We start from the raw sequence: 21,254 nt of genomic DNA, 5'->3' as shown, positions 1-21,254 counted from the left end.
ATTCTTAAAAATACTATTTAAGAATTTTAATATAACCAAATTTTCGTTATGGGGAATGTGAAGGATGGCCGCCGCTGCGCGTCGGATCGCCGGCAAGCCGGCTCCTACAGGAGATCGTGTCGAACACGGGACTTGCGTATGGCACAAATCCCGTGTGGGAGCCGGCTTGTCGGGACGCCGCACCGTGGCGATAGCGTCCGGATAGGCGCCGCAAGGCTCAGATAGTCACGCAATCACCGGCGCACACTGCCAATCGAGCTTCTGCGCCGGCATCGGCCGCCCGAACCAGTAGCCCTGCCCCAGATCACAGGACTGATCGAGCAGGAACCGCGCCTGCTCGGCCTGTTCGATGCCCTCGGCCTGCACCTGCATGCCCATGCTTTGCGCCAGGGCGATGACCACCCGGACAATCGCCGCATCGTCTTCGTCCCACGGCAAGCCGGCGACGAAACCCTGGTCGATCTTGAGTTTCTGCACCGGCAACCGCTTGAGCCGCAACAGTGAGGAATAACCGGTGCCAAAATCGTCGATCGCCAGGCTCACGCCCAACTCGCGCAGGCGATGCAACTGCTCCAACGCCACCTCCGGATCGTCCATCACCGCGCTTTCGGTCACCTCCAGCTCAAGCAGCGCCGGGTCCAGGCCAGTGTCGTCCAGCACCTTCGCCACCTGCTGGTACAGCTCGCGACGGGCAAACAGGCGGCTGGAGACGTTCACCGCGATAAAGGACAACACCACCCCCTCCCGCAACCACTGGCACATCTGCCGGCAGGACTGCTCCATGACCCAGGCATCGATCTCGGCGATCAGCCCGGTGCGCTCGGCAATCGGAATGAACTCGCCAGGCGACACCAGCCCGCGCTGCGGATGCTCCCAACGGACCAGGGCCTCGACCCCGATCAGCCGGCTGCTGCCCAATTCATGCACCGGCTGGTAATACACCCGCAGCTCGTCCTGCTCCAGCGCCCGGCGCAACTCGCCGGCCATTTCCACCCGGTGCTGGGCGTGGGCGGTCAGTTCCTCGGTGTACAAGGCATAGCCTTCGCGACCCGCGCTCTTGGCCTTGAACAAGGCGGAGTCGGCATTGCGCAGCAGTTGCTCGGCATTCAGCGAGTCGCTGGGGAACAGGCTGATGCCGATACTGGCGCTGATGAACAATTGATGCCCGTCGAGCAGGAACGGTTCCTTCAAGCCCTCGATCACCCGCTGCGCCAGGGCTGCCGCCTGCACCACCTGTGGGCAGTTCTCCGCCAGCACGGCGAACTCGTCACCGCCCAGGCGGGCCAGGCTGATACCGCTGCCGAAGAGGTGTTGCAGGCGCTCGCCTACCGCCTTGAGCAATTGGTCGCCAATGTTGTGACCGAGGCTGTCGTTGATGATCTTGAAGTGATCCAGGTCGATCAGCAGCAAGGCGCAACCGCGCTTGTGCACCTGCGCCGAGGCCAACGCCTGGGTGGCGCGGTCGGTGAACAGCAGGCGATTGGGCAGGCCGGTCAGGGGGTCGTAGTTCGCCAGCTGCGCCAACTCGTGCTGCGAGTCCTTGATCGCGCTGATATCGGAAAACACCGCGACATACTGGCTGAGTTGCCCATGGTCGTCGCGGATCGCCCGGATCGTCTGCCATTGCGGGTAGATTTCGCCGCTCTTGCGCCGGTTCCAGATCTCGCCGCTCCACTCGCCCGTGGCCTCCAGCGCCTGATAGACCTTCTGGTAGAACTCCGCCGAATGCCGACCGGACTTGAACAGGTTCGGCCGCTCCCCCAGCACCTCGGCTTCCTGATAACCGGTAATGGCGACAAAGGCGCGGTTGACGTGGACGATCAAGCCCTCCTTGTCCGTGACCAGCACCCCCTCGCGGGTGCAATCGAACACCGCGGCGGCCTGGCGCAAACGCTCGCGATCCTCGGACCTGGGCTTCAACGCCTGGGCGGCATGGATGAAACCCTGGTAACGCGCATGGATCAGGAAGATCAGCACGGCACTGACGCTCACCCACAGGTAGCCGCGAACGATCTGCCAGTGCTCCAACTGCTCGGGGTCATCGAAAAAGCTGCTCAACAGCTGCTGGCTGACCTGGATCCAGAGGATCGACAACAGCAGGTACAACAGGCCCACCTTCAGAGCATTACGATTTGAAATCGACATAAACGGTACTAATTCCCTCTAGAAACGCCAAATTGCCCTACAAACTGGCCGGAATTATAGAGTAAGAAACATCCCGCCACTCTTATCTGAAACAGCGACTGGTTTTCTCTGTGGGCTCGGTGATAATGCACTCGCTGTTCTTTACTTTATCGAGGGCCATACAGCCTATGTGGTACAACGGTTTTCTTGACCTGTCAGCCTGGCAAGTGGTGGCGGTCACCCTGTTGATGACCCACGTGACCATTGTCGGCGTCACGGTCTATCTGCACCGCTATTCGGCCCATCGCTCCCTGGAGCTCAACGGCGGCCTGAAACATTTTTTCCGCTTCTGGCTGTGGCTGACCACGGCACAGAATACGCGCGAGTGGACGGCTATCCACCGTAAACATCACGCAAAATGTGAAACCGTCGACGACCCCCACAGCCCGGTGATCCTCGGCCTGTCCACCGTCCTGCGCACCGGCGCCGAGTTGTACCGGGCCGAGGCCGGCAACCCCGAGACCCTGCGCATCTACGGCAAGAACTGCCCGGACGACTGGCTCGAACGCAACCTCTACTCGCGTTACAAACTGCTCGGCGTCGCCCTCATGGCGGTGATCGATCTGCTGCTGTTCGGCGCCATCGGCATCACCGTCTGGGCCGTCCAGATGATGTGGATTCCGTTCTGGGCCGCCGGCGTGATCAACGGCCTGGGCCACGCGGTCGGCTATCGCAACTTCGAATGCCGTGACGCCGCCACCAACCTGCTGCCCTGGGGCATCCTGATCGGCGGCGAAGAGCTGCACAACAACCACCATACCTACCCCAATTCGGCCAAGCTGTCGGTCAAGAAGTGGGAGTTCGACCTGGGTTGGGCCTGGATCCAGGTCTTCAGCTTCCTGCGCCTGGCCAAGGTGCAACGCGTGGCGCCCATCGCCCACCGGGTCGAAGGCAAGGGCCACCTGGACATGGACACGGCCATGGCGATCCTCAACAACCGTTTCCAGATCATGGCCCAGTACCGCAAGCTGGTGATCGCGCCGCTGGTGAAACAGGAGCTGGCCAAGGTCGATCATTCGGTCCGCCATCAGTTCCATCGCGCCAAGCGCCTGCTGTCGCGGGAAACCAGCCTGCTCAGCGAGAAACACCAGGACCGCATCGAAACCATGTTGGCCCACAGCCAGGCACTCAAGGTAATTTACGAGAAACGCCTGGCCCTGCAACAGATCTGGGTCAAGACCAGCTCAAATGGCCACGACATGCTCGCCGCGATCAAGGATTGGGTCCACGAGGCCGAAGCCAGCGGCATCCAGTCGTTGCGCGACTTCGCCAACCAGCTGAAAACCTACTCGCTGCGTCCTACCGTCGCTTGATGCCGTTGATCGGCGCGCCCCTTCCAGGGCGTGCCGATCGGGAACTTAGCGGCCCCGCCCCTATCTCAAACTGCACGTCGCCGTCCCGGCGGGCTGTAGCGTGGCCGTTGCTCCATAACGTACGGCACGCCCTGTGAGATCAGTGCCGATGGTCAACAAGAACCCGAAACCGCCTTCCCTTCACCAGTGGCCTGAAGCCGCTGAAACCCTGTTGGCCTTGATGCACGCACAAGGTGAAGTCGCGCGCCTGAGCGAACGCGAACAGCTCTTCAGTTCCCTGCTGGTCAGCGTCAATGCGGTGCTCTGGGCCCTCGACTGGAACACCCGGCAGATGCTCTACGTCAGCCCCGCCTACGAGCGGATCTTCGGCCGCTCGGCCGGCCTGCTGCTGGCCGACTACAACGAATGGCGCAACAGCATCTACCCCGACGACCTCGACTATGCCGAACGCAGCCTGGCCCAGGTGCTGGAAACGGGGGCGGTGGAAGACCGCGAGTACCGCATCATCAGTGCCGACGGGCAGCTGCGCTGGCTCAGCGACAAGTGCTTCATCAGTCGCCACGCCGAACCGGGACAGCGGCTGATCGTGGTCGGCATGGCCGAGGACATCACCGAGAAGAAAGCGCTGGAGGATGAGTTGCAGCGCCTGGCCAGCACCGATGTGCTGACCGGCAGCAGCAACCGCCGGCACTTCTTCGACAGCGCCCAGCGGGCCTTCGAAGAGGCACGGCTGGAAGACTCGCCCCTGGCGTTCCTGCTGCTGGACATCGATGACTTCAAGCTGATCAATGACACCTACGGTCACCCCGAAGGCGACCTGGTGTTGCAACGGATCGCTGAAACCGGGCGCGGAGCGTTGCGGGTCGGGGATTTGTTCGGGCGCATCGGCGGTGAAGAATTCGCCGCCCTGCTGCCCGGTTGCACACCGGAAATGGCCCGGCAGATCGCCGAACGTTTGCAACGGGAAATCCAGCGCCTGAGCTTCAGCCATGATGGCAAGGGCTTTGGCGTCACCGTCAGCCAGGGCCTGGCCGGGGTGACGCCGGAGGATGAAACCCTCGACCCGCTGTTCGCCCGGGCGGACAGCGCCATGTACCAGGCCAAGCGCCAGGGCAAGAACCAGATCGTGCTGGCGTAGCACGGCGGCGCGAGCGTCAGTTCTTGCGCAAACGCACCAGCTCCGGCAACCCGACCTTCAGCAAGCGGGCCGTGCGCCCCTTGGCGATGTCCTCAACGCCCTCATGGGGTGTCAGCCGCGCCAATTGCGCCGCCAGGTTCATCACCAGGGCCTCGCGTGAGTAAACCCCGCCACCAAGCTGGTAGACCGCCGCAATCAGCTCCCGCAGCTCCAGCGGCAGGCGCCAGCGCGTGCGCAGCGCCGAACCGAAGCTCGCGCCCAGGGCATGGAGCGATTCGCCGATCAGTTCGTCATCCAGCTCACCTCCCGCGCTCAGCCACTCTTGCAGACAACGCAGCAAGGCCAGGTCGCCCAGACGATGCAACAGCCCGGCGCAGTAACAACGCTCCGGGTCCAGATCCAGCAAGCGTGCCAGGGAGTAGCCGTATTCGGCCGTGTGCAGCGACAGGTCCCAGTAGCGCTCGGCGTAGTCGCCCAGGGCCGCGTCGCTGAGCCGGGCGCTGCGCTTGAGGGTCAGGCCGAGGATCAGGTTCATGCTCTGCGCCACACCGAGCCGTTGCAACGCCTGGGCCAGGGTCTGAACCCCACTGCCGTGATGCTGCGCCGCACTGTTGGCGGCGGCGATCAACACCGCAGTGATTTGCGGGTCGGTGCGAACATCCTGCTCCAGCGCCTTCAGGTCGAGGTCGCCGGGATTGAGGCTGCGATTGACCGCCATCTGCACGTCCGCCATCAACGGCGCACCGTCCGACTCCCCGCGGCGGTGTTCGAGAAACTTCTCCAGGCTCATGCCCGGCCCCAGCGCCGGAACTTCGCACGAGACCGCCTGCCCGGCATCCAGCAGCAGATCCTGGAGGCGCTGGGTCAGGCTTTCCATGCTCAGGGGCTTGGTCAGGTAGGCAGTCGGGTGCAGCGGCAGGATTTCCCGCACGCTGGCCACGTCGTTGCGCGCACCCACCAGAATGAACGGCAGCGGCGGATTGCGTTTCTTCTGGCGCAAGCCGCGCAGCAGGCTCAGGCCGTCGACACCCGGCAGCTCCCAGTCCGCGATCACCAGGTCGAACGCTTGCTCGTTAAGCAGCTCCAGCGCCTCGTGGCCATCGGCACAGATTTCCAGTTGTGCATCGCAACGCACGCTCAACAGCACCTGCTTCAGCAAATCCCGTGGCCAAGGGTCCGCCTCGGCAATCAATACACGGGGTGCAGCAGGTAAATCCACAGCAGTCATCAAGCACTCTCCGAGGGCAGTCCTGATACCTTAGTCAATGCGCGCGGGCAGATACAGCCAAAAGCCACTATTGCGACGCCAGAAAACAAAAAAACCCGCCGAAGCGGGTCCTTTTGTTGATCACGTCACAACTCAGGCGAGCTCGGCGAAGCACTCTTCGATGATTGCCAGGCCCTTGTCCAGTTGCTCGTCCGGCGAGGTCAGCGGGACCAGTACGCGCAACACGTTGCCGTAGGTGCCGCAGGACAGCAGGATCAGCCCCTTGTCACGGGCCTTGGCCACGACCTGGGCCACGGCGGCCGCGTTCGGCTTGTGGCTGTCGCCGCCTTCGAACAGTTCCACGGCGATCATCGCGCCCAGGGCACGCACTTCACCGATCACTGCCGGGTGCTTGGCCTGAATCCGCTTCAGGCCGGTCACCAGGCGCTCGCCGACCGCTTTGCAGCGATCCAGCAGGTGCTCTTCCTCGAACACTTCCATCACGGCCAGGGCCGCGGCGCAAGCAATCGGGCTACCGGCGTAGGTGCCGCCCAGGCCGCCTGGGGCGATGGCGTCCATGTATTCGGCCTTGCCGCAGACACCGGCCAGCGGGAAGCCGCCGGCGATGGATTTGGCGAAGGTGGTCAGGTCGGCGGCAACGCCCATCTGTTCCATGGCGAAGAAGGTACCGGTACGACCGGCGCCGGTCTGCACTTCGTCGGCGATCAGCAGGATGCCGTGCTGGTCGCACAGGGCACGCAGGCGCTTCATGAATTCTTTTGGCGCGACGTAGAAACCGCCTTCGCCCTGGACCGGCTCGATGATGATCGCGGCGATATCACGTGGCTCGGCATCGTTCTTGAAGATGCGCTCGATGCTGGCGATGGAGTCGTCGATGCTCACGCCGTGCAGTTCGTTCGGGTACAGCGCGCGGAAGATGCCGCCAGGCATCAGGCCCATGCCGGCCGAGTAAGGCACGACTTTACCGGTCAGGCCCAGGGTCATCATGGTGCGACCGTGGTAGGCGCCGGTGAAGGCGATCACGCCGGCACGGCCAGTAGCGGCACGGGCGATTTTCACGGCGTTTTCCACAGCTTCCGAACCGGTGGTGACCAGCAGGGTTTTCTTGGCGAAATCACCCGGCACCTTGGCGTTCACTTTCTCGCACAGCTCTACGTAGGGTTCGTAGGCCAGGACCTGGAAGCAGGTGTGGGTCAGCTTGTTCAGCTGTTCGGTCACGGCGGCGATGATTTTCGGGTGCACGTGGCCGGTGTTCAGCACGGCGATACCGCCGGCGAAGTCGATGAACTCGCGGCCTTCGACGTCGGTCACAGTGGCGTTCTTCGCCGACTCGGCGAAAATCGGGTGGATCTGGCCGACACCGCGGGGTACAGCGGCTTCGCGGCGTTTCATCAGGGATGCGTTGGTCTTGCTCATGGTGTCCTCATTCACCGCTCATCGGGCGGCGTGATTCAAGGATGACGCGGCAGGGAGGCACTGCACCAGCATACGATGATCGACTGGCACAGCGTTCCGGCCACACTGAAGTATCGTTTGAAACGCGACAGGGGCAGCGCTCTCGTGCCCCTCTCGCTGAACCACCTGACTGGATTACACGCCCAGGCAGAGATATTTGATTTCCAGGTAGTCTTCGATGCCGTACTTGGAGCCTTCACGGCCCAGGCCCGAAGCCTTGATGCCGCCGAACGGCGCGACTTCGTTGGAGATCAGCCCGGTGTTGACACCGACCATGCCGTATTCCAGGGCCTCGGCCACACGGAACACACGGCCCAGGTCACGGGCGTAGAAGTACGAGGCCAGGCCGAACTCGGTGTCGTTGGACATCGCGATCACTTCGGCTTCGTCTTTGAAGCGGAACAGCGGGGCCAATGGACCGAAGGTTTCTTCCTTGGCCACGGCGGCGTCCTTGGAGACGTTGACCAGGATGGTCGGCTCGAAGAAGTTGCCTTCGATGGACTTGCCGCCGGCCAGCAGGGTCGCGCCCTTGCCCAGGGCATCGGCGATGTGTTCCTGGACCTTGGCCACGGCTTTCTCGTCGATCAGCGGACCGGTGGTGGTGCCCTCTTCCAGACCGTTGCCGATCTTGAGCTTGGCCACAGCCGCCTTCAGTTTCTCGGCGAAGGCGTCGTAGACCCCATCCTGGATGTACAGGCGGTTGGCGCAGACGCAGGTCTGGCCGTTGTTGCGGTACTTGGAGACGATCGCGCCTTCGACGGCCTTGTCCAGGTCCGCGTCGTCGAACACGATGAAGGGCGCGTTGCCGCCCAGTTCCAGGGAAACCTTCTTGATGTCCTTGGCGCATTCGGCCATCAGCTGGCGACCGATCTCGGTCGAGCCGGTGAAGGACAGCTTGCGCACGGTCGGGTTGCTGGTCAGTTCGCTGCCGATGTCGCCGGCGCTGCCGGTGACCACGCTGAACACGCCTTTCGGGATACCGGCACGCTGGGCCAGTTCGGCCAGGGCGAAGGCCGAGAACGGGGTTTGCGAAGCGGGCTTGAGCACCATGGTGCAACCGGCGGCCAGGGCCGGGCCGGCTTTACGGGTGATCATCGCGGCCGGGAAGTTCCACGGGGTGATGGCGGCGGTGACGCCGATCGGCTGCTTGATCACGATCAGGCGCTTGTCCGGCTGGTGGCCCGGAATCACATCGCCGTAGATACGCTTGGCTTCTTCGGCGAACCATTCGATGAAGGAGGCGGCGTAGACGATTTCGCCCTTGGCTTCGGCCAATGGCTTGCCTTGTTCGAGGGTCATCAGGCGGGCCAGGTCGTCCTGGTTCTCGATGATCAGTTCGAACCAGCGACGCAGTTTGTTCGCACGCTCTTTGGCGGTCAGTGCACGCCAGGCCGGCAGGGCCTTGTCGGCGGCTTCGATGGCACGGCGGGTTTCGGCAGTGCCCATTTTCGGCACGGTCCCGAGGATTTCGCCGGTGGCCGGGTTGTTGACCTTGATCGTCTGACCATTGTCCGCATCGACCCAAGCCCCATCGATGAAGGCTTGCTGGCGGAACAACTGGGTGTCTTTGAGCTGCATGTAGGCTTTCCTTAACAGCACCGCGCTTGCGCGCAGCGAATTATTGATTGTAGAAAGGCGCCTTGGGGGCTGCCGTCAGGAAATTCATTCACCGGGCCGAAGCACATAAATAGCGCACATGAGATGGATGTGCGGTTCAGCACCCAGACAAGAGCGTTTGAAATCTCAAACGAATCCTAGGGCCGCCTAGGGTAAAGGACAATAGTCTGTTCGAAAAAAAGAACGAAAAAGACGCTTTTGCGGAGTTTTTCTGATCAACGTACCCCGGGGCCTTCGCGATGCCTTTCGAAATCGCGAAGGCGGGGTGGCCGGCCATGGGTTCAAGATTTGAATGGCTTCAGTACTGTCAGCGGGCTGGTGGATTATCCGCGACACCGGCCTGGGCGATCTTCTCGGTGGTATCCAGGCTGTAGATTTGCATCACGCCCTGATTGGTGGCGGCCTGGCTGTCGGTGCTCAGCTGTTGCTGTTCCTCAGCGGCGTTTTCGAGCCGGATGCCGGTGGAGTGGGCCGCGGTTTGATAGAGGTTGCCCAGCACCTCGGCAGGGGCTTCGCCCAGCACCTTGACGTTGCTCTGGGTCACGGTATCGGTGATTTGATCGTTAACGGTAGCCATACTTTAACTTCCTTTGTCAGTACGAGTACGTGCCGGGTTCAGGGGTGAAACCGGAGCGGGCGCCGGATCGGCACGCAAAACCGGCGTTGCCTGAGGGTGATCCCGGATCTGGAGGGCGTCAATGGTTGCCAGACGGGCTGCTCGAACCGAGGCGGGCCGGGGCCATGAGCGCTGAAAACCGAAGAAGAGAATTTCCCGACAAAACCTGAATGGACGCCCCGAGCCGACATGGGTATGATGTCGCCCGCATAAGCACCAGTAGCTCAGCTGGATAGAGTACTGCCCTCCGAAGGCAGGGGTCGTGGGTTCGAATCCCGCCTGGTGCACCATACGCAACAACGAAAAGCCTCAGGTCGATGACCTGGGGCTTTTTTGGTTTTCAGAATCGGGATTTTGCATTTATCTGTCCTCAGTGTTAGCGACTGTCCTTTGTCCTAGGACAAAGGACAGTCGCTAACAGAGGCTACGATGAAGGGTCAAGACGTTCTGGTGCTTATCAAACTGAAAAAACGCCAGAGCTTGCTTTCAAATCTGTGACGAGCGGTGAACGCCGGCTATTCGTCAATCCGCCGCCTCACCACCTCCAGCAAATCCGCCCCCTCCCGGAGCAGCAGATACGCGGCACTGGTGAATCGGTACAGGTCGTTATCTTCAAGGCCGGTGATGCTCACGGACGTGATGCTTTCCAGCAGATCGGTACCCGCCTTGATGCGCTGCTGCGCGCACTCCAACAACTGTGCCATAGGAGCGCGGCTGTCGATCAGCAGGACGGGGCGGTCGGGGAAGTTGGTTTGCAGCGAAATGTATTGCGTCATATTGCGTAACTCCTGAATTGACGATCCGGCAAGTGAGTAAACCCGGCAGACTCGAAGGTCTCCCCGAACAGCCGCGATAAACCTCTCATGCCAATAGCACTTACGAAAGGAGAAAACAGGACTGCACCTAACTTGTTTCGGATCGCCAAATCCGGTCACTGACTTGTGTAGTGACAGACTGAACTATAGGGGCCAGTACCCAAAGTACGCAAGTCAACTTGGGCGACGTCGATGACCGCTGCCCGCTGAACGACCTATAGCGCCCTGACGAAAAACACCACTACCCGATCCGTAACCAGCACACGCTACAAGCCCGCGACCATTCTCACCAGGCGTCCCTGGCGGTTACATCTCCGACATCCTGCGAAACACAATTGACGCTCCCAAGTGTTGAGCCATCGATTAAAAAACGTAAGGCTGCCAAAAGGACTACCAGGATGATTTACAGATGACGCAGGGCTATCCCAAACCTTGGCAGAGCTATCAAGAGCAGCTTGAATTGCTGATGACTCGGGGAGTGGTCGTGACTGATCAACCCAAAGCTTTGGAGTACTTGGAACGCATCGGTTATTACCGCCTCAGCGGTTACTGGTTCGCCTTTCGCGAGCGCACGGAGATCTGCTGCCCACTGGTCCAGCATAAAAATCAGAAGCCATCCAAGACCAAACCTACCCGGTTTCCCCTGGAGAATTTCAAACCCGGTACCACTTTCCAAAATGCAGTCGACCTTTATGTCTTCGATAAGAAACTTCGCCTACTGACCCTGGACGCGCTGGAACGCATCGAAATCGCCTTACGAGTCGACATATCCCATGGGCTGGGCAAGCACGAAAAGTTTGCCTATCTAAAGCCGGAGCTGTTCCATGAGAGCTTCTCCACCCGGCTGGATGGTAAAACCGGGTTAACCAAGCATCATGTCTGGGTAGGTAAACACGCCGCTTTGATCAACCGCTCGAACGAAGATTTTATCCGTCACAACAAGGAAAAATACGGCCTTCCGCTGGCTGTCTGGGTAGCCTGCGAGGTTTGGGACTTTGGTACGTTATCGACCCTTTATGCAGGCATGACCGAGGCTGATCAAGACGCTATATCTCAGGCATACGGCATCAGCAACGGCAGGATCTTCGCCAGTTGGCTGCGCAGCCTAAACTATCTGCGAAACGTATGCGCCCATCACAGTCGCCTGTGGAACCGGAACATCGTTGATCAACCGAAGCTGCCACCTGCAGAGCAGGTTCCTTCGTTATCCGCGTTCCATGACGACCCACACCGACGTGCTCGTCCGTTCATGCTCTTGTGCATCACCCAACATCTGATGAAAGTCATTAACCCTTCATCAAGCTGGGGGAGACGACTAAAAGCGCTGCTGGAGAATGATTTCCCGAATTTGTCCCACCTCGATCTCAATCTGGAGGGCATAGGGGTCAACCACGATTGGCAGAGGCATGGCTGGTAAACGGAAAAATCCAGGCAATAAAAAACCCCTAAGCAGTCTCAGCACCGAAGCGCATCAACCGAGAGGGGCCGTGTTACGGACGATTATAAAGGCGAGAGCCCTCCCGTCAACACCAGTAAACACAATCGCTCCAGCAAACCCACCTCGGGTAACCGCTATGGCTGCCGCACACTGCCCCCCTATTGCGCCCTGGCAAAAAACACCGTCACCAGCCCGGTATCCCCCGACCGCTGCAACCCCGCGATGATCTTCACCAAACGCCCCTGGTTCAGGGCCTCCTTGACCGGTTTGAGCAGCGCGCGCTGACCCAGGGGCCTCAGGTCGAAATGCCGGTTGAACCAGCCATCCGTCAACTGCCGTGGGCCCCCTTGGTAGCGGGTCATGGGCACCGAGAGCTTGTCGGTCCATTTGAGCATGATGTAGTAGAGATGGTCCGAGCCAGGGTGGGTACAGAACAGGTTGACCGTGTTGAAGGATTGGGATTTCGGGATCTCGGTCACGACAAAGCCATGACGACGCAAGACGCCGATAACGGCGTTCTCGCTGTTCGAGGCCAACTCGGCAATGCGCGCCGCCCCCCTGGTGTCGAAAAGCCGAGGGTCCACGGCCTGGGGCGGATCAAAGTCCAACCGGTAAAAGCTCGTTGTACCGGTCGCACGACCGATGGGAAAGTGAGTCCGCCCAAGGGACTGGGCATCGAGTTCGCGCAACAGCACATCAAGGTGCACGCCCCGTGAACTCCAGGCTTCCTGCGTGCGCTTGAGCGCTACCATCCGGGTTGCCGTAACCGACGTATGTTCCACATCGGTTCGCTCGATCAGCCGGCTGATCGTCCTCTGCAGGCTGGCCGGCGTCATGCCCTCCAGGGGTTGCGCCAGGGTCCGCTCCAGAGGCTCGTTGAACAAGGGGGCACGCACTGTCCAGGCCTGGCGGCGTTGATCAAAAGTGGCCGGTATCGGCTGCTCGTCCAGGTGCCTCCACCAAAGCTTGAAGTCCGCCTCGGCATAGGTGGACAACGGAACGGAACGCTTCAGAAAAACGATATCGGGATGGATCCGGGAACCCTCGGGAAGCAGTTCGAAATAACGATCATCGAGCTTCAGCAGCCGAACGTGTTCAGCCCCCCGCCTCACATACATCCCTCGGCTCGCCGACAACTCCAGGACCTGTTCGTTCTCCAGTGCCAATCCCCACGCCTTCCAGTCCGTGGACAACAGGGCCGGCCGGCGCGTCATCCACTCCAGTTGCAACACGGGCGCCCCCACCGCCTCGGGCAACGCAGGCCGCGTCCAGGGTTGCCACATCGCGCGACTGGGACCCGGCTGGGGCTCAGGCGCATCGGCACGCAACAGGTATTCGCCCGGCTCGTGGATATACAGAACCAGCTCATTGTCCTGGGCAGCGGTTTTCTTCAAGCGCAAGGCATTCTCGCCCTTCGGCCGGTAGACCTCGTAGCGGTTGCTGCCATCGGTGATGAACTGCACACCGTTTTTCACATAGCTGCCGGCATTGGTCGGACCCTGCAGGGCCACCGCATCGTCCGGGGTAATCGTCGCTTCGTACCCGGGTAGCAGGGGTCTGGGCTTTGCGGCAACCTTCGTTTTCAGGGCCATCGCGCCTTTGTGAGACAGGCTCTGCCGCCGATCGAGGGTCCGCAAGGCCGCGCGCGACCAGCCCCCATGACCGACCCGTAGCGGCCGGGAGACCGCACCGCCCACCTTGCCCATCGGGTAGAACGTCAGCACGGCATCGACCAGCGTCATATGCGCCGCCTTGAAGAGTTCGAAGGCATCGTGCGGATCACCGCTGCGGTGAAGCCGGCGCAAAGCCACGGCCGTCTCATGCACATTGACCGCAATACTGACGACCGGCACCACCGACAACACCCTGAGCCAGTAGGCCGAGCGCTGTTCGCGTTCACGTATCTCGCGTAGCTGCGCCAATTGCCGAGCCGAGTTCGATAGCGTCCGGGCCCGTTGCTGCGCCCGCAGGACAAAGGCATGCGCCAGCACCAGCGACAGGTCGCAGCGTTGGGTTTTCCTGAGCCGCAACCAGTGTTCGGGATTTTCCGCGATCTCGCGCCTGACCTCCTTTTCCAGCGCCGCAGGATCCGGCACCGGTTGCTCCGGCTCGCTCGTCCACCAGCTCTTGGCCACCTTGAACGTGGAATTGACCGTGGCAATCGGATCGGCCCCCAAAGGCATCAGGTCGTTTGGAAGCCCATCATCGCGCGCAGGACTCAGGAGCCTTGAGCGCACCGCCTCCGGGTCTCGCTCGGCAGGATAACCCTCGATGACTTCCGCCTCCCAGCCGACCGCCAGCCTTTGCACAACGTCCACCACCCGCTGCGGCGCTCGCCCGATATCGACCAGTGCCCGTTGCGCCGCCGCCAGGTCAGTGTGCTCGGTCAGCACCTGCTCATGCGCAGCGCCCGGCAAATAGATGAGCGTTCTTGCGCAAACCTTGTCGTGGATGGCCACGGCATTGCCCACATGCCGGGCCCGGGCAAACGCCCGGCCGGCGAAGGTGACAAAGTGCAATTCGAGTTCAAGGCGCTCGTTGCGCAGGTCCGTGGCGCACTCCGCACTCAGGGCCCTCTCGAACACCTCGGCGGCCCAGTCGCTCAATCCCTGTTGCCGGGCACTGAACAACTCCATTCGGGCGCGTTGCCTGACCAGCCGGTACAGCAGCGCCTGATCGAACGCCCGTAGCGGTTCGAGCCTGGGATCATCGACACCGTAAAAAGCCCGCTGGATCAGGGTGTCGTAGTGGCCGCCAAGATCGAGTGCCGAAATCGTGCTCATCAGATAACCCGGCGTCAGTCGCTGCTGCCAGGCACGATCCAGTACCCGTCCGTGCTGCAACCGACGTTTGCTCCAGGGCGCTTGCGGGTCGAGGTTTTCCAGGGCCAGGCGCAAGAGGCTGTAGGTAGTGCGCGCCTCACTGACCACCGTCTTCGGACCCGCCTCAGCCACCGTGCGTTCAGGATGCCCGACCCACACCCGCTCGACGCTGTCGGGCAGATCGAACAGCGGCTTGTCGATATCCAGCCCCGGATAAAAGCCGTCCTGCTTGAGCCGCTCGATGATTTTCCCACGGGCAAAGTCATCCAGATCCGGCAACTGACGCTCCAGCTTGAGCTCCAGGGCCTGCACATGTTTCTGGTAACGGGCCAGCAGTCGTGCGTACTGCTGGCGGTCCGCGCGTGATGCCGCGGACAACCAGCCGGGAAGCCCCTGCGCCTGCACGGCACCGAGTTGCAGGACGGCCACCTTGTCCAGCGCGCGCTCCCGGGCATCGTGACCCGGGACGCCGAGGTTCTCCTCCAACTCATGGGCCAGCATTTGCAGGGAGCTGCGGGCGTCGCCGATTTCCGAGAAGGGCCGCAAGCCACCCTCGATCAGCCGACAAACCCGAAGGTGGTCCTGGACCTGTTGCTGGAGTCCCTGCCGCAGGGCGTCCGTTTCAATGGACTGATAGTGGATGGGTATCGGTTCGCCGACAGGCCGACTCCGCACCCAACTGCGCGCCTCGCCACGCTGGTCCCGGGGGATCAGTGGCCAGAGGGTGTCGCACTCCGGACTGCGCAAGGTGATCTCCAGCCGTTGCGAGAGACTGTCGAGGCTCATGAAGCGTTGCAGCCCGCCCAGCCGGCCCGGCACAAACAGCAGCGCCGACGTGCCCGCGCGCGGATCGGCCAACGCTTGCCGGGTACTGATGACGCAGGCCCCCGTCAGCGACCAGGGCGAGTTCGCTGGCCCCAGGCTGATGGCGGCGATCCGTGTGTCATTGGCAACCCGCACCTCCACCAGGGGTGGCGGCAGCACATCGAGCACACGCTCCAACTCCTTCTGATCGATCAACCCGAGCTGATGCTGCATCTGCGCCTCGTGCAAAAGCCCCTGGCTGCGCCTTTTGAACAACTGGCCGGGAAGATCGTGGCCCTCCTGGTCCCGGGTGCTCCAGAATGCCGACTGGAAATGCCCTTCCCGGTTCTGGAGCAGACCCTGGACATCAGCCGCCTGCTGTCGCCAAAGCTTATGGCGCGCCAGCAGCTCGCTATAGGCCGGGGTGTCGCGTCCCGGGTCTTGCTCATCGAGCAGCTTGAGAAGGCCGCGTTCCTGCTGCCGGACCTTGCCCTGGCGCAGGCGCACGGGAAGATCCGCCACCAGGCTGCCGAAAGTGATCTCGAACATTCTGCGCAGTTCGTCGCGCCGAAGCAGATGCGCAAGCGTCGTCCCGAGGGGCGGCAAGCGTGTCAATGCCGTGCGCGACTCCTGCATGGCCTCGACCGCCTGCAGCGGCGTCAGACGCCCGGCATCGGTCAATCCCCCGGGCAGCATGCACACCGTGTTGAGCAACAGCGCGGCGGCCCATTCATTAGCCAATTGCGTATCCAGCCGACTCAGGGCGCTATGGGCCAGGGCATCGCCGGCGAGCGCCGCGCAGGCCTGGAAGTGGTAGGCCAGGGCCGGGCCATCCGGTTGGGGAAACAGCTGATGACGCTCTGACAACGCCAGCAACTGCCAGAGCCGATAGTTGCCCGGTGCGTTGAACAGTTGCGCAAGCCCGCGTTGCAGCTCGGCGGGGCTGGCAAACTCGAAGAACTCCGCCGACATACCGGGTACGAAAACCACCTGCCTGCCACGCTCGGCCCTGCTGGCATCCTGCAAGTGCAAGGCTCCGCTCAACGCCACCGTCGCCTGCGCCTTTCCCGGCCAGACCAGCTCCGACACCGCAAGACGGGCCCACCGACCACCGGCCAGCGTCCGCGCTTCGGGGGTCGGTGCATCCAGCAAGCCCATCAGCATGTTGAACCCGGCAATGGACAACTCGTCGACGCCATAGGCCAGCAAGGCCTTGTCGTGAAACAGCAGCTTGTGCAGTTCGATCAGCCGGTCCCGCCGCGAGACATTGCTATCGTCGGCCGGCTGATGCCAATAGCTGCGCAGGGCGTTGTCGATCCTGGAAGACAGCCCCAGGGCCTTCAGACTCCCCAGGACCTGCTCCGGGTCCAGCCGCAGGACGCTGTCCGGTTCGTCGGCAAGGCTCAATCGAACCCCATGGCCCGGCTCCAGGGACAGAAACGGATTACGCAACAGCGACATGGCCACCTGCGCCAGGGTCCGCGCCGTTTGCCCGTCGCCGCTGCGCAATGGCGGGGTGAACAGGAGCCGGTGCGGATCGTGGCCGAAGGTCTCGGTCAATAAGTGTTTGAGCACGGCGCCGATCTGCGGCGCCCGCTCGAAGAGCCTCTTGAGCCGGTGCTGGCTATCGAGCCCACGCACCAGCGCCGCCTGGAGCCGGTTGAGCAGCAGACTGGGGCGTTCCGAGGTTGCGAGACGCTCCGAGAGTTTCTCGGCCAAGCGCTTCAGCGCGGCGTCAGGGGCGGGTAAAACCGCCGTTGCATCCTCATTGGCCGACTCGGCGGCCTCCCTGCGAGGATCCTCTACGCGGGTGTTCATACGGTTTCCCTTGTTCCATGGAAAAAGGGAAAAGCGTAGAGCGCAGCCTATCGTGCCCGTGCATTAGATAGTTAAGGACCGCGTTCGAGTTCACTGCGCGGTGCCCATGGCATTCGGGTCAAGCCTGGAACAATCTCAGGCGCGGTCGCCTTCATCCTCCGACGACAGCCGGATGACGTGAGGATGAGCCGGCGGCGCCAGCGGCCGCGGTTGCTCCTGCGGCTCAACACGATACAGGTGTGTAAACACTTCACGCACCCCGCCCTGCTCATCGTTGTGCACGACCATCCTTGCGGACTGGCGCATCCGGGCGAACTTGTCCTCACTGAGCTTGAAGCTGCGACTCAACCCCTCATCCCCGACCACCGGCGCCGGCAAACGGCGTTGGGAGAAACTACGGCTCTTGCGCTGTTGATACCGCGCCCAGCTGACCAACACCACCGCATTCAACAGGCCGATCCACAGATAAACCTCCAGGGTATTGAGGGCATCGAAGAACGAGACATCGATTCGCGGCCCCGTATGCCCGTCGAACAACGGCCACAACCCCTGGATCAGCAGATACAACAGGCCGGTCCAGGCCAGCAGGGTCAGGATCGTGTCGACTACCACCAGGAAAGGCCGCTGGCGGGTTCTGATGATTTTCATGAGCGCACCTTCTGCTTGTCATCATCGACAGGCTTGATCCCCCGATCCGGGCTGACCCAGCGGGCTCGCTTGTTGGTCTGACCGAACAACACCCGGGGAAAGCTGACCAGGGTGGTGAAAAAGCTGATGAACCAGAACACCAGCGGATACCAGACCACCCAGAACATGATTTTCCAGAGATCTCTTTCGTAGCGGCGGTCGATCAACACGCTGACCGCAAACTGTCCCAGGCAGACCGTCGCCAGCAGCAGCCCGGTAAAGGCCGGTGGCACAATGCGATGCACGGCAATCGCGGCCGGTATCTCGATAAAATGCCCCAGGCAATAGAAAACGATCGACAACAGCAGGATGAACGACCAGCCCGTCGACAGGCAGTATTCGAACAACAGCGGCCACAGGTAACGATGGCGCCACTGCCAGATACCCCGGATGTTCTTGAACAACACTTCTGCCCCACCCTGGGCCCAGCGCAACCGCTGTTTCCACAGCCCGCGCACGGTTTCCGGCATGAGGATCCAGCACAGGGCCCGCGGCTCGTAGAAAATGCTCCAGTGGTCCAGTTGCAGCTTCCAACTGACATCGATGTCTTCGGTGATCATGTTCGGGCTCCAGTAGCCCACCCGGTCCAGCGCGGTGCGGCGGAAGGCGCAGATCACCCCGGAGATGGTGAAGATCCGCCCCAAGACCCGCTGTGTGCGCTTGATCAAGCCGATGATCGAGGAAAATTCGCCGACCTGGACCCGCCCGACCAGGGTCGAGCGGGTACGGATCCGCGGGTTGCCGGTGACGGCCCCCAGGCGCGAGTTCTGCAGCAACGGCGCCACCATGTAGGCCGCCGTGTTCGGCGCCAGCAAGGCGTCGCCGTCGATGCACAGCAAATACTCGCTGCGCGCCGCCACGGTGCCCATCCGCAAGGCCACCGCCTTGCCCTGGTTCTGCGCCAAGTGGATGACCCGCAAGCGCGGGTCCAGCAACGCCAGTTCATCCAGCAGTTGGCCGGTGTTGTCCTTGGAACCGTCATTGATGGCGATCACTTCGATGTTCGGGTAACGCTGGGCCAATGCGGCCTCGATGGTCTCGGCGACGTTATCCTCTTCGTTGAAGCAAGGGATCAGGATCGAGATCAGCGGTTCACCCGGCAGCGGCGGTGGCAAGGTATCGGCCTCCCAGGGCCAATGGCGCTCCCAGTGCAGCCAGAAGTACAAGCCGCCGGCAATCCACAACCCCGACATGAACAACGGGTAGAAGAACACGAAGTCCATCAGGAATTGTCCGGTGACCAGGAAAACCACGCCCAGGGGAACCCCCAGGACGAGCGCCAGGACGATCAGTGCCAGGATTCGATCCATCATGATCTAAGGATTCCAGTAGTTGGAAAGCGCGGGGCGCACGACATCGACAGCCGGGCGGCCGTCCAGAAAGTTGTCCGGGTAGTAGCCGAAACTGGTGGCGCCCTGGCGCTTGAGCTGGCCCATCCACTCCGCCAGCTGTTCGCCGTCAAGGTCCGTCGCGGGCTTGTGGCGCCAGTCCCGGGCCTGCAGTTCGAACACGGTGCGGTCGAGGGCACCCGGGCGTTGCTTGACCTTACCGACCAATGCCTCCAGCCAGTCACCCGAGTGTTTCTCGCTCTGCCCCTCCATCAACGGCATGGCCATGGTCGCGGTCCAGTCGTAGCTGGCCAGGAAGTCATCGAGGTTCTGGGCAAACCAGGCTTCGCTTTGCGGATCGATCACCGGTTCGGCGAACAGATTACGCGCGGTCTGGATCTGGGGCCCGCGAATCGCGCGGACCTTGGCCGTCAGCTCGTCGGTGAAGTCGACCAGGTAGCGGCTCTTGAAACGGCTCCAGCGCTGAAGGGTCGCCGGGTCGGCGCGCAAGGCGCTCATCGAGCCTGGCAGGCCGTTGGCCGCATAGGTGCGCAGCGCTTGAGGGCCGGCATCCTCGAAATCCGACAGCAGCGCATCGTCATGGTAGAGAATGCCGTCGACCGAGGACAGGCGGGCGACGTCTTCGTAGATTTCGCCAATGATCCGCCGTACGTTCGGGTCGAACGGCGACAGGCGCTTGTACTGTTTCGGGTCAATCGAGGTCTGCCCGCTAGCCGGGTCCCAGCGCGTCACGCGGGGGAGTTTTTCATCCAGGGCAAAAGCGAGCACCGGCATCCAGGCGAAGACCTTGACGTGGGCGCGGGTGCGCAGTTGCCAGGCGGCACGGTCGAACAGGTCGGCGCGCACCGGCAGATGACGGTTGGGGAAGTACAGCGAGCGCGCCAGGCCGTCGCCTTCGGGATCGGCGAACGCTTGCAGGAAAACGCTATTGGCGCCCATGTCCACGACGCGCTGGATCATCTTGCCCAGATTGATCTCCTGCCGGGCCGGGTCCGGGTCGTAGACATCATCCAGGTCGATATGCATCACGCGCAGCGGCGTCACGGTCTGCACCGCCACGATATTGCTGGCGAAGCTGGCGCCATCGGGGTCCGCGGCCACGAGAAAACGCGGGCTGTTCATCAGTTGATCGGGACGGACGAGGCCGTCTTCCAGGGTCAGCGCCATCGTGTAGCCCTGGTCGGCGATCACGCTCAACGCGGTGCCGTCGGCGGCACCATAGGGCCAGATCCAGACACGCGGCGAGTAACCGGTGGCCGCACGGATCTTCGTCGAGATGGCCGTAACGTCCTCCTGCAGACGGTTCCGGAAGTCGGCCTCGCTTTCATAACGACCGGTTGCCATGTCATAACCACGGGTCGTCGCGGCCGGTTGCAGGCTGCCCTGGGGGTTGGCAACCATGCCATGGTGGCCGGCGTTGGTGTGAGCGGCAATTTCCACCAGCCCGGAAGCCGCGACTTCCTTGATCTGCGCCCAGGTCAGGAACTCGGAGCGCGGACGCAACTGACCGGCGAAATCCACCGGTTTGTCCGCCGGGGTATCGATCCACACCCCCACCGGCGCCAGCACGGCAGGCCATTGATAACTCCTGAGCACCGGCATCACCCGGGTATAGAAGCTCGAATAACCGTCATCGAAGGTCAACAGCACCGCCTTGGGCGGCAACTCCGGGCCGCCCTTGCGGGCCGCGAGGATCTGATCCACGCTCACCGGCCGATAGTTGTTCTCCCGCAACCACGCAAGCTGCTGGATCAGCCGTTCGGTCCGCACGCCCACCACGGCCTGATCGGGATCGCTGTCCGCGATGTCATGGTAGGTGAGGGCCAGCACCTGGTTCTTCGGCCAGGGGGCTTGATTGATCGGCACCGGCCGCTGCGCGGGTTCGACGAACAGCATCGGCTTCTGGGCGCAGGCGCTGACCAGCAAGGCTCCCAGTAGCAGGATGCAACGCATCAACGTGGGCATCATCA

General features: G+C 62.1%; 12 protein-coding genes, 1 tRNA gene and 1 pseudogene. 4 read left to right on the top strand and 10 right to left on the bottom strand.

All coding sequences use genetic code 11. The features are described from left to right. Positions 1-225: 225 nt before the first annotated feature. Positions 226-2,145, bottom strand: a complete 1,920-nt coding sequence (gene dibA / locus UCMB321_RS28160; RefSeq protein WP_040071967.1) for a phosphodiesterase DibA — start codon at positions 2,143-2,145, stop codon at positions 226-228. 167 nt (positions 2,146-2,312) lie between these two features. On the opposite strand from dibA, the gene desA reads away from it, so the two are divergent. Continuing rightward, on the top strand, positions 2,313-3,497 hold the full coding sequence (gene desA / locus UCMB321_RS28155) for a delta-9 fatty acid desaturase DesA (RefSeq protein ID WP_040071966.1): 1,185 nt from the start codon (positions 2,313-2,315) through the stop codon (positions 3,495-3,497). Between the two features lie 148 nt (positions 3,498-3,645). After that, positions 3,646-4,635 carry a GGDEF domain-containing protein gene (locus UCMB321_RS28150; RefSeq protein WP_040071965.1) on the top strand — a complete coding sequence of 330 codons (990 nt, stop codon included), beginning with the start codon at positions 3,646-3,648 and terminating at the stop codon, positions 4,633-4,635. 16 nt (positions 4,636-4,651) lie between these two features. Here UCMB321_RS28150 and UCMB321_RS28145 read toward each other — a convergent pair whose 3' ends face one another. From UCMB321_RS28145 to UCMB321_RS28130, 4 genes and pseudogenes are all read right to left on the bottom strand, one after another. Then, complete coding sequence (locus UCMB321_RS28145; RefSeq protein WP_040071964.1) at positions 4,652-5,863, bottom strand: HDOD domain-containing protein; 1,212 nt, start codon at positions 5,861-5,863, stop codon at positions 4,652-4,654. A gap of 132 nt (positions 5,864-5,995) precedes the next feature. Next, positions 5,996-7,279, bottom strand: coding sequence for a 4-aminobutyrate--2-oxoglutarate transaminase (gabT, locus tag UCMB321_RS28140; RefSeq protein WP_040071963.1), 1,284 nt, complete (start codon positions 7,277-7,279; stop codon positions 5,996-5,998). 174 nt (positions 7,280-7,453) lie between these two features. Further along, complete coding sequence (gene gabD, locus UCMB321_RS28135; protein WP_040071962.1) at positions 7,454-8,896, bottom strand: NADP-dependent succinate-semialdehyde dehydrogenase; 1,443 nt, start codon at positions 8,894-8,896, stop codon at positions 7,454-7,456. A gap of 320 nt (positions 8,897-9,216) precedes the next feature. Beyond that, a pseudogene (locus UCMB321_RS28130) lies at positions 9,217-9,512 on the bottom strand (RebB family R body protein). A gap of 252 nt (positions 9,513-9,764) precedes the next feature. Here UCMB321_RS28130 and UCMB321_RS28125 point away from each other — a divergent pair. Further along, a tRNA-Arg gene (locus tag UCMB321_RS28125) sits at positions 9,765-9,841 on the top strand. 225 nt (positions 9,842-10,066) lie between these two features. On the opposite strand, the gene UCMB321_RS28120 is transcribed toward UCMB321_RS28125, so the two are convergent. Further along, positions 10,067-10,327, bottom strand: a complete 261-nt coding sequence (locus tag UCMB321_RS28120; protein ID WP_040071961.1) for a hypothetical protein — start codon at positions 10,325-10,327, stop codon at positions 10,067-10,069. Between the two features lie 448 nt (positions 10,328-10,775). Between UCMB321_RS28120 and UCMB321_RS28115 the strand changes: the two genes are divergently transcribed. Then, positions 10,776-11,783, top strand: a complete 1,008-nt coding sequence (locus tag UCMB321_RS28115) for an Abi family protein (protein ID WP_040071960.1) — start codon at positions 10,776-10,778, stop codon at positions 11,781-11,783. A 179-nt stretch (positions 11,784-11,962) separates the two neighbouring features. Here the strand turns inward: UCMB321_RS28115 and UCMB321_RS28110 are convergent, their stop codons facing one another. From UCMB321_RS28110 to pgaB, 4 genes are all read right to left on the bottom strand, one after another. Continuing rightward, positions 11,963-17,248, bottom strand: a complete 5,286-nt coding sequence (locus tag UCMB321_RS28110) for a dermonecrotic toxin domain-containing protein (RefSeq protein WP_040071959.1) — start codon at positions 17,246-17,248, stop codon at positions 11,963-11,965. A gap of 135 nt (positions 17,249-17,383) precedes the next feature. Continuing rightward, a complete protein-coding gene (gene pgaD, locus UCMB321_RS28105) occupies positions 17,384-17,896 on the bottom strand; it encodes a poly-beta-1,6-N-acetyl-D-glucosamine biosynthesis protein PgaD (protein WP_040071958.1) in 513 nt (170 codons plus the stop codon). Then, entirely contained in the window at positions 17,893-19,248 is a 1,356-nt protein-coding gene (pgaC, locus tag UCMB321_RS28100) for a poly-beta-1,6-N-acetyl-D-glucosamine synthase (RefSeq protein ID WP_040071957.1), read from the bottom strand. Before pgaC ends, pgaD begins: the two co-directional genes overlap by 4 nt. 3 nt (positions 19,249-19,251) lie before the next feature. Further along, a complete protein-coding gene (gene pgaB, locus UCMB321_RS28095) occupies positions 19,252-21,249 on the bottom strand; it encodes a poly-beta-1,6-N-acetyl-D-glucosamine N-deacetylase PgaB (protein ID WP_040071994.1) in 1,998 nt (665 codons plus the stop codon). Between the last annotated feature and the right edge of the window lie 5 nt (positions 21,250-21,254).

This window comes from Pseudomonas batumici, assembly GCF_000820515.1.
Lineage (GTDB): Bacteria > Pseudomonadota > Gammaproteobacteria > Pseudomonadales > Pseudomonadaceae > Aquipseudomonas > Aquipseudomonas batumici.
This window is presented reverse-complemented; position numbering and strand designations above follow the sequence as displayed.